The 9,075-nt window shown below is 72.7% G+C and carries 9 protein-coding genes; 4 read left to right on the top strand and 5 right to left on the bottom strand.

The window, feature by feature from the left end:
* Positions 1–300: MerR family transcriptional regulator (locus tag ACFV4N_RS34730; protein WP_499676898.1), on the bottom strand; the 300-nt coding region annotated here is incomplete at its 3' end.
* Positions 301–472: 172 nt separating this feature from the next.
* Positions 473–1,288 (bottom strand): DUF899 domain-containing protein, encoded by an 816-nt coding sequence (locus ACFV4N_RS34735; protein ID WP_499676899.1) that lies wholly within the window; start codon positions 1,286–1,288, stop codon positions 473–475.
* Positions 1,289–1,395: 107 nt separating this feature from the next.
* Between ACFV4N_RS34735 and ACFV4N_RS34740 the strand changes: the two genes are divergently transcribed.
* The 4 genes from ACFV4N_RS34740 (at position 1,396) to ACFV4N_RS34755 (ending at position 5,631) form a co-directional block, all read left to right on the top strand.
* A complete protein-coding gene (locus tag ACFV4N_RS34740; RefSeq protein ID WP_499676900.1) occupies positions 1,396–1,905 on the top strand; it encodes a winged helix-turn-helix transcriptional regulator in 510 nt (169 codons plus the stop codon).
* A gap of 181 nt (positions 1,906–2,086) precedes the next feature.
* Positions 2,087–3,445 (top strand): bifunctional glycosyltransferase family 2/GtrA family protein, encoded by a 1,359-nt coding sequence (locus tag ACFV4N_RS34745; protein WP_499676901.1) that lies wholly within the window; start codon positions 2,087–2,089, stop codon positions 3,443–3,445.
* The gene (locus tag ACFV4N_RS34750; RefSeq protein ID WP_499676902.1) at positions 3,442–4,692 is read left to right on the top strand and encodes a glycosyltransferase 87 family protein; all 1,251 of its coding nucleotides are present in this window, start codon (positions 3,442–3,444) and stop codon (positions 4,690–4,692) included. The genes ACFV4N_RS34745 and ACFV4N_RS34750 overlap by 4 nt, the downstream gene beginning before the upstream one ends.
* A 144-nt stretch (positions 4,693–4,836) precedes the next feature.
* Positions 4,837–5,631 carry an SAM-dependent methyltransferase gene (locus tag ACFV4N_RS34755; RefSeq protein ID WP_499676903.1) on the top strand — a complete coding sequence of 265 codons (795 nt, stop codon included), beginning with the start codon at positions 4,837–4,839 and terminating at the stop codon, positions 5,629–5,631.
* Positions 5,632–5,702: 71 nt separating this feature from the next.
* Here ACFV4N_RS34755 and ACFV4N_RS34760 read toward each other — a convergent pair whose 3' ends face one another.
* The 3 genes from ACFV4N_RS34760 to ACFV4N_RS34770 form a co-directional block, all read right to left on the bottom strand.
* The gene (locus ACFV4N_RS34760) at positions 5,703–6,887 is read right to left on the bottom strand and encodes an acyl-CoA dehydrogenase family protein (RefSeq protein WP_499676904.1); all 1,185 of its coding nucleotides are present in this window, start codon (positions 6,885–6,887) and stop codon (positions 5,703–5,705) included.
* A gap of 50 nt (positions 6,888–6,937) precedes the next feature.
* Positions 6,938–8,122: an acyl-CoA dehydrogenase family protein gene (locus tag ACFV4N_RS34765; protein ID WP_499676905.1), complete on the bottom strand. Its 1,185-nt coding sequence runs from the start codon at positions 8,120–8,122 to the stop codon at positions 6,938–6,940.
* Positions 8,123–8,305: 183 nt separating this feature from the next.
* Positions 8,306–9,075 (bottom strand): SDR family NAD(P)-dependent oxidoreductase (locus tag ACFV4N_RS34770; RefSeq protein ID WP_499676906.1); only part of this gene is annotated, 770 nt, incomplete at its 5' end.

A 9,075-nucleotide genomic window follows, 5' to 3' on the forward strand; every position in this document is an offset into this window, starting at 1 on the left:
CCCGTGGTCGGCGCCACCCGCGTCCGGTGGCGCCGACACCGCCTGCCGCCGCACCCGGCTCAGCACGGCGGGCACCAGGTCGCCGTCCGAGGCGGCCAGCACCTCGCGGACCGCGGTGAGCGACAGGCCGCCCACCTCGACCAGGGCGCGCACCAGGCGCAACCGGCGTTCGTGCGCCTCGCCGTAGCTCGCCTGGTTGCGGGCGGTGCCGCTGCCCGGGGCCAGCAGCCCTTCGCGCAGGTAGAACTTGATCGTCGGCACGCTCACGCCCGACCGGCGGCTCAGCTCCCCGATGCGCACCACGCCAGCGTGCGCGACCCGGCCACGCGCTGCTTCTCCCCGCGTGCTCAGCGGCCGGTCGGGTCGGCCGGTCAGGTCAGCCGGTCGGGCGGTCAGGCGGGGTCGGCCCGGGCACGGCCAGGTGCGGTCAGGCCGGATGCGATCAGGCCAAGCGCGGTCAGAGCGGGTGCGGTCACATCGGGCGCGGGCGGGTCAGGTCGTACTCGTCGGGCAGGCGCATCCCCGGGCCGCCCGCCTGCAGGCCCAGCGGCCGCGCGCGGCCCTTCGGGCTCTCCCACGCCTCCTGCCTGCCGAGCGCGGTCAGGTCCAGGTACTGGTTGCCGCCGAGGAACTGCTCGATGCCGCGGCCGAACGTCGAATACGTGTGGAACACCTCGTCGTCCACCTTCAGGAACGTGCTGACACCGGGCCACTCGCCGCGCATGCCCTCGTCCCACGGCTTGCCGGCCGCGGCCAGCTCCTCCTCGGTGCGGTGGTTGAACAGCACGGGCGCCACCCGGTCGTCGAGGGTCGCGTGGAAGTCGTAGTTGAAGTCGCTGTCCCAGCTGGAGTACCACGGGAACGTCCAGCCCATGCGCTCCCGGAACGGCGCGATCTTCTCGTAGGGCGCGCGCGACACGCCCACGAGCGTGGTGTTGCGGACGTGCAGCTGGGTGAGCTTCGGGATGCCGTCGGCGATGGTGGAGCAGCTGGAGCAGGCGATGTCGCCGGGCTGCTCGACGCCGTCCTCGTCGACCCGGTAGGTCCACATGAGGTGGTGCATGACGAGCTGGGGGCGGCCCTCGAACAGGTCGGCGAGGCCGACCTGCCCCCGCGGGCCGACGAACTTGTAGTCCTTGTCCACGCGCACCATCGGCAGCCGCCGCCGGTCCTCGTTGACCCGGTCCTGCGCCAGGGTCAGCTCCTTCTCCTTGACCAGCAGCTCCTTGCGGGCCGCCAGCCACTCCTCGCGCGACACCACTTCGGGAAGGTTCGCCTTCGGCGCCATCCGAGTCTCCCAACTGCTCTCATCTTGCAATCGGTCCTACCGTAGGAGAGACTGGTTCGGAAATGCAACCGGAGTAACCGGTTCGGGTAACGGCGTTGGAGTGCACAGTGCGCAAGGACGTGCGATCGGGGTGCCCGGTCAACCTGTCGCTGGAGGTCCTGGGCGACCGCTGGACGCTCCTCGTCCTGCGCGACGTCGTGTTCGTCGGCGCGCGGCACTTCCGCGAGCTGCTGGCCGGTCCGGAGCGGATCTCCTCGAACATCCTGGCCGACCGGCTCGCCTCGCTGGTCGAGCACGGCCTGCTCGTCCGGTCCGGCAACCCCGAGCACCGGCAGAAGATCACCTACTCGCTGACCGAGGCGGCGATCCAGCTCGTCCCGCTGATCGTGCAGCTCGGCTCCTGGGGCCTGCGCCACCTGCCGGTGACCGACGAGTACGCCGCCCGGATGCGCGTGCTCGACAGCGGCGGCCCGGCGCTGTGGGACGAGTTCATGGACGAGCTGCGCGAGGAGCACATCGGGCCGCGGGCGCGGCTCCGGCCGTCCTCGGGCGGCCCGAGCGTCCGGTCCCGGATGGAGGCGGCCCGCCTCGACGCCCTCGCGGCGACGGCCGGCTGACCCCTCGGTCCGGGCGAGCGCGCTCGGGCAAAAGGGGGCAGCCGACTGCGGGGTCCCGCAGTGGGGGCCGGCCGCGCCTCTACCTCATTCCACGTGACTTGTCAAGCGCACGTTCGGAGAAGTGGTCGCCCGGTCGCGGTCGTAGCCTCCTGGTCAATCCTGATGCGGCAAGGGGGCGCGCATGAGTGGCCAGGTGCTCGCCGGACAGCCTCGACCCGACAACGGGACCACCGAGCCCGCAGCCCTGCCGCGACAGCGGGCGAGACGGGCCGCCCACCCCAAGCGCGTCCGCCCGGCGCACGTCCAGGCCGCCCGCGCCACGGCGACCGTCGAGGTCGTCATCCCGGTCCACAACGAGGAACGGGCCCTCCCGGGCTGCGTGGCGGTGCTGCACGGCTACCTGGCCGCGCGGCTGCCGTTCGACTGGCTGATCACCATCGTGGACAACGCCAGCACCGACGGCACCAGGACCGTCGCGAGAGGACTCGCGCGGCGGTGGCACGGCGTGCGCGTGCTGGGCCTGGGCGCCAGGGGCAAGGGGCGCGCGGTGCGCACGGCGTGGGCGCGCAGCCGGGCCGACGTGGTCGTCTACATGGACGTCGACCTGTCCACCGGCCTGGAGGCGCTGCTGCCGATGGTGGCGTCGCTGGTCGCGGGCCACTCGGACGTCGCCATCGGCTCCCGGCTCGCGCCGGGCGCGCGCACGGTCCGCGGCCCCAAGCGCGAGCTGATGTCCCGCGTCTACAACGCGCTGCTGCGGCTGACCCACGGCACCCGGTTCCGCGACGCGCAGTGCGGCTTCAAGGCCGCCCGCACCGACGTGATCAGGCCGCTGCTGGCCCGGGTCGAGGACGACACCTGGTTCTTCGACACCGAACTGCTGCTGCTGGCCGAGCACAACGGCCTGCGCGTGCTGGAGGTGCCGGTGGACTGGGTCGAGGACGTGGACAGCCGGGTGAACGTCACCGGCACCGTCGCGACCAACCTGCGCGGCCTGGTCCGGCTCGCCCGCGCCAAGGCCTCCGGCGCCGCGCGCATCGCCGAGCTGCCGTTCCGGCCGGCCCCCCGGCCGACCCACCCCGACGCGGTGCTGTCCGCGCCGGGGATGCCCCGCCTGCGCGACCTGCTGTCGTTCTGCCTGGTCGGTTCGGTGGCCACGCTGATGACCCTGGGCCTGTTCACCGTGTTCCGCACGTGGTGGCCGCCGCTGGCCGCCAACCTCGTCGCGGTCACGCTGAGCGCGCTGTTCAACACCGGGGCGAACCGCCGGTTCACCGTCGACGGGCGGTCGGGCCGGCTGCCCCGGGCGCACGTCCAGGTGCTGCTGGTGTTCGGCCTGTACTGCGGTTTCACCTCCGGAGCGCTGCTCGCCCTGCACTCGGCGGTGGGCGCGCCGTCCCGCTGGGTCGAGCTGGCCGTGCTCGTCGGCTCGTCCGCCGTCGGCACCCTCGGGCGCTTCGCCCTGCTCAGCTCGTGGGTCTTCCGGGGGCACCCGGGACCCGAGCCCGTCGCCCAGCCGACCCAGGAGGTCCCGGCATGACCACGACAGCGGTGCCAGCACCCGTCCAGGAGACCCGCGAGCGCTTCCCCACCAGGTCGGCCGGCGTCGTCGCGCTCGCGGTGGCCGCCGCCGTGACCGCGGTCGTGATGGTCGCCCTGGCCTTCGAGGACACCATCCCGTTCCCGGTCATGGCCAACGACTTCGCCGCGTTCCGGGCGGGCGGGGAGGCGGTGTTGCTGGGGGTCTCGCCGTTCGAGGTGGCGACGGGCGACGGCTACCTGTTCCTCTACCCGCCGTTCGCCGCGCTGGTGCTGGCCCCGCTGGGGCTGCTGGGCTTCGAGGTCGGGTTCGCGCTGTGGACGTTCGCCACGGTGGTCGCGCTGGAGGTGTCGGTGTGGCTGCTGCTCGGGCTGCTCGCGCCCGGGTCGCGGCTGCGGCGGGCCCGCTCCACCGTGCTGGCCGTCGTCGCCGCGATCCCCACCACGCCGGTGCTCTACCTGCTGGGCTTCGGCCAGATCAACGTCCTGCTCATGCTCCTGTGCGTCCTCGACCTGGCCCGGCGGCCCGGCCGCTTCCAGGGCGTCGCCATCGGCATCGCGGCGGGCATCAAGCTGACGCCGCTGATCTTCATCGCCTACTTCCTGCTCACCCGGCGCACCAGGGCGGCCGTCGTGTCCGCCGCGACGTTCGCGGGCACGCTGGCCGTCGGGTTCCTGGCGCTGCCCGGCGCGTCGACGAGCTTCTGGACCGAGCACTTCCTGAGCACCGACCGCATGGTGCCGGCGGGCGCGTCGCCGTTCGTCCAGTCGATGCGCGGCATCCTGGTCCAGCTGCCCGGTTTCCTCGGCGCGCAGTGGGTGTGGCTGCTGCTCGCGCTGGTCGTCGGTGTGTTCGGCCTGCTGGTCTCGGCGTGGGCCAGCCGCCGGGGCCTGGAGGCGGCCGGTGTGCTGGCCTGCGCCGTGACCGGGCTGCTGATCTCGCCGATCTCGTGGCCGCAGCACTGGGTGTGGGTGGTGCCGGGCCTGGCGCTGTGGCTGTGGTGGGCGCGGGAGCGGGGCGGCGCGGCGCACTCGGCGGGCGTGCTCGCCTCGTGGCTGGTCCTGGTCGCCACCGCCGCCCTGATGTTCCCCACGCCGATCGGCATGGGCGTCGTGGACCCGCCGGTGGCCGGGATCGTGTTCCTCGGCAGCCTCCAGGTGCTGGGCGGACTGGCCTTCCTCGGCGCGCTCGCGGCGGCCCTGCGCCGGCGGGACCGGTTCCCCGAAGGCTTGATCGCGCCCTCGTGACCGCGCGGCGGGCCGGCCGGCACGGTGGGACCCGCCGGCCCCGCGCGGGGCCGGCGGCACGACCGGCGGGCGGCACGACCGGCAAGCCGCGCGGGCCGCCGCCGATCGGCGCGGAACGCACCACCCCCCTCCAGGAGGACCGAGGTGTACGACCCCGACACCGCCAACATCGCCCGCATCTACGACTACTACCTGGGCGGGGCGTTCAACCTGCCCGCCGACCGCGAGCGCGCGAAGCGCATCCAGTCCACCCTGCCCAGCATGGAGATGCTCGCCCGGTTCAACCGGGGCTTCCTGCGCCGGTCGGTGGCGTTCATGCTGGACCGGGGCATCACGCAGTTCCTCGACCTCGGCTCCGGCCTGCCCACGGCGGGCAACACCCACGAGGTCGCCCAGGCGCGCTCACCGGAGGCCAGGGTCGTCTACGTCGACCACGACCCGGTCGCGGTCCACCACGGGGAGCTGATCCTCGCGGACAACCCGCGCGCGGCCATGGTGGGCGCCGACGCCCGCCGGCCGGAGGAGTTGCTCGCCGACCCGCGCGTGCTCGACCTGATCGACCTCGACCGGCCGCTGGGCCTGGTGATGACCGGCGTGATGGTCTTCGTGGGCCCCCACGAGGACCCGCTGGGCATGATGAAGGGCTACCGCGACCGCGTCGCGCCGGGCAGCGTCGTGGCCCTGTCCCACCTCACCGACGAGCGGGCGGAGGGCGAGGCGAGGACCCAGATCCACGCCATGATCGAGGCGTACAAGGGCGTCGTCGAACAGCTCTACGTCCGCGACCGGGCGGAGGTCGAGGCGCTGTTCGACGGCATGGCGCTGGTCGAGCCCGGGGTGGTCCTGATGCCCGAGTGGCGCGCCCGCCCGGACGCCGACATCCCCACGGGCAGCCCGGCCCACCACCTAGGCTACGGCGCCGTGGGCGTGGTCGGCTGACGTCCCCGGCCGGGGCGAGGGGAACCGGTCGGGGAACACCCGGCCGGCTCCTCCGCGCACGTCGCGGCGGGTCAGAGGTAGTAGGTGTTCGGGTCCACGCCGCACAGGATCCGGCCGTAGGTCTCGGCGTTGACGTCGGGGTTCATCATCGCGTGCAGGCTCAGGGTGTGCAGGTCGTTGACGAACCGCTGGAGCGGCACCCTGGTGTAGGCGGAGGAGCCGCCCCCGGCCCGGGCGAAGATGCCCGCGGCCTCCCCGGTCAACCGCACGGCCGCGCCCTCGTCCGCGCGGCTGCGCCCGCGCTCCAGCAGGGACCACGCCTCGCCGGAAGCGCACTTGGCGTCCACCGTGGCGGCCAGCCGGTGCGCGTGGAACTCGGCCTCGTCGATCTTCATCACCGCGTCGGCGATCCGCAGGTGGGTCACCGGCGCCTCGGCCTGGCTCGGGTAGTTGGTGTAGGTGAGCGCGCGGCCGGGCAACCGCTCGAAGAAGACGTCCCGGATCGCCTTGGCCATGCCGGTGGCGACGCCGACGGTGGACGCCGCGCCCACGGAGATGAACGGGGCCCGGTACATCGGCGAGCCGGCGTTGCGCTCCGACGACGACTGGCTGTTGACCACCGCGGGCGCGGGCAGGACGCGCTCCCGGGGGATGAACAGGTCCTTCGCGGTCGTGGCGACGCTGCCGGTGCCGCGGAAGCCGGTGGTGTGCCAGTCGTCGGTGATCTCCAGGTCGGACATCGGGACCGGGCTCATCACGGGGTACGGGTCGCCGCCCGGGTCGAGGAGGATCGCGCCGATCTGCTGGTACCGGCTGCTCAGGGCGCCGCTGATGCACGGCCAGGACCCGTTCACCAGGATCCCGCCGTCGACCGGGACCGCCGTCGCGCTCCCCGGCCCGATCGTGGTGCAGACCTGGACGTCCGGGTCCGCGAACACGTCGTCCTGGACCTGGTCGGGGAACAACCCGATGCCCCAGCCGGCTATCCAGGAGCAGGACACCACCCACGCCGCCGAGCCGTCGACCTGGGCGATCAGGTCGGCGACCTCGACCATGGTGCGGGCGTCGCTCTCGTACCCGCCGTAACGCCGCGGGACCCTCATCCGGAAGACCCCCGCGTCGGTCAGGGCCTTGACGGTCTCCTCGTGCAGCCGGCGGTGCTCGTGGGCCCACTCGGCGTTGGCCCGGAGCACGGGCATGATCCCGGACACCCGCTCGACCAGCTCTTCCCGGGACGGGACGACCACAGTTGACATGCCATCTCCTCGTTCGTGCGCCGCCGACGGGCTGTCGGACGGCGCGGCCGCTACAGGAAGTCCGTGTTGGGTTCCAGGCCGAGCAGGACCCGCCCCAGGGTCTCGAGGTTGGTGAAGGGGTACATGATCGCGTGGTGGTGGAGGGCGCCGATGTCCCGCTGGATCCGCTGCAGCGGCACGTGGGAGTAGATCGACGAGGCGCCGGCGGCGTTGGCCAGGAGGTCCACCGCCTGCTTGGCCCGCCCGACGGCCGCGCCCGCGTCCATGCGCGCGATGGCCTTCTCCTCGTTGGTCCACGGCTCGCCGGAAGCGGACTTGGCGTCGAGGCGCTCGACCATGCGGTACACGTGGAACTCGGCCTCGTGGATGAGCTGGACGGCCTCGCCCAGCTGGAGGTGCGTGATCGGCGCCTCGCTCTGGCGCTCGTAGTGGGTGTAGGTGATGCCCCGGTTCGGCACCAGCTCCAGGTAGTTCTCCAACGCGGCGCGGGCCATGCCCAGCGCCGGCGCGCTGGCCACCGTGATCGCCATCTGCATGAACGGGACGTGCCACGCCTGGTACTCGGCGTTGAGCTTCGTGGCCAGCTTGCCCTCGACCGCCATCGGGAGCATCCGCACCAGCCAGCCCTCGGGGACGAAGAGGTCCTTCGCGACGGAGGTCTGGCTGCCCGTGCCGCGCAGGCCCGAGGTGTGCCAGTCGTCGATGAACGTCAGCTCCGACACCGGGACGACGGCGAGCGCCGGCTCGGCGGTGCCGTCCGGGTGCCGCAGCATCGCGAAGTGGGCGTCCCACGTGGCGTGCGGGGAACCGGTGTTGAAGTGCCACTTGCCGTTCAGGACGTAGCCGCCGTCGGTCGGCTCGGCGATCCCGTTCAGCTCGACGGACCCGCAGAACCGGACGTCCGGGTCGGCCCAGATCGCGTCCTGCGTCTCGTCCGGCACCAGCGAGGACAGCCAGGAGGCCATCGTGAACGAGACGCAGGACCACCCGACCGAGCCGTCGGCGCGGGCCAGCTCGGCGACCACGTCGACCACGGTGCGCATGTCCGGCACGCTGCCGCCGTAGCGCGCCGGGATCCGCATCTTCAGCAGGCCCGCCTCGGTCAGCGCGCCCAGGACCTCCGGGTGCAGCTCCCGGTGCTCCTCGTGCCAGGCGGCGTGCTTCCGGATCGGCTCCACCAGTTCCGTCGCCCGGCGGACGAGGTCGGGCCTCGGCCGGGACTCGATCAAAGTCATCCTGCACTGCTCCTCGACAAGGTGGCGAATGCGGAAGCGGACTTCCCGCGGGCGCGCGGATACGGCCGGCGTCGGTCCAGCGAGGGATATCCGCTTTTCCCGGTACATTAGCGGGGGTGCGCGACGCGCAGATCTCCGAAATTGCCTCGTATCGAAATGTGAGCAATCCTGTCGACCGCGGTTTCAGCGGATGAACTCCGCGTACATCGCCGCGAGGTGGCGTTCGAGCGCCTTGGTGGAACCGTGGTGCCAGCCCTCTGCCAGGTCCTGTGAGGCGGGGTCGGGGAAGATGTCCTCGACGCCGTTCTCGATCCCCTCGAAGATGTGGTGCGCCACCGACTCCGGGGAGGCTTTCCGGTCGACGTCGAATTTCGTGCCCGTGTTCGCGCTCGCGCGACCGGTGAACACGGCTTCGAATTCCGCGCCCATGTCCGTGTCCACGGGGCCGGAGAAGATCGCGTGGACGCTCACCCCGCGGGGCGCCAGGATCGACCGCAGCGACTGGGTCAGGGCCAGCGCGGCGGCCTTGGAGATCGCGTACGACGCGACGAGCGGGAACGGGGCGATGGCGTTCACCGACATGTTCGTGGCGACGGCGCCCCGGGATGCGACCAGCTTGGGCAGGAACGCCCGGGTCACGTTGTGCACGCCGTGGAAGTTGACGGCGAGCACCCGGTCGAGCAGGGCCGGGTCGCCCAGGTCGTCGACCGCGAAGACGCCGGCGTTGTTGATCAGCACGTCGAGGGCGCCGACCCGGTCGACGGCCGCCTCGATGTGCCGGGCGTCGGTCACGTCCAGGGTCACCGGCGTGACCCGCTCGTCCGGGTGGCTCAGCGGCGTGCGCGTGCCCGCGTAGACCCGCCCCGCGCCCCGCTTCAGGGCCTCTTCGACCAGCGCCTTCCCGACGCCGCGGTTGGCCCCGGTGACCAGGACCGCCTTGCCCGTGGTGTGCA

The organism is Actinosynnema sp. NPDC059797, assembly GCF_042732085.1.
In the GTDB taxonomy this organism is placed as follows: Bacteria; Actinomycetota; Actinomycetes; order Mycobacteriales; family Pseudonocardiaceae; genus Actinosynnema.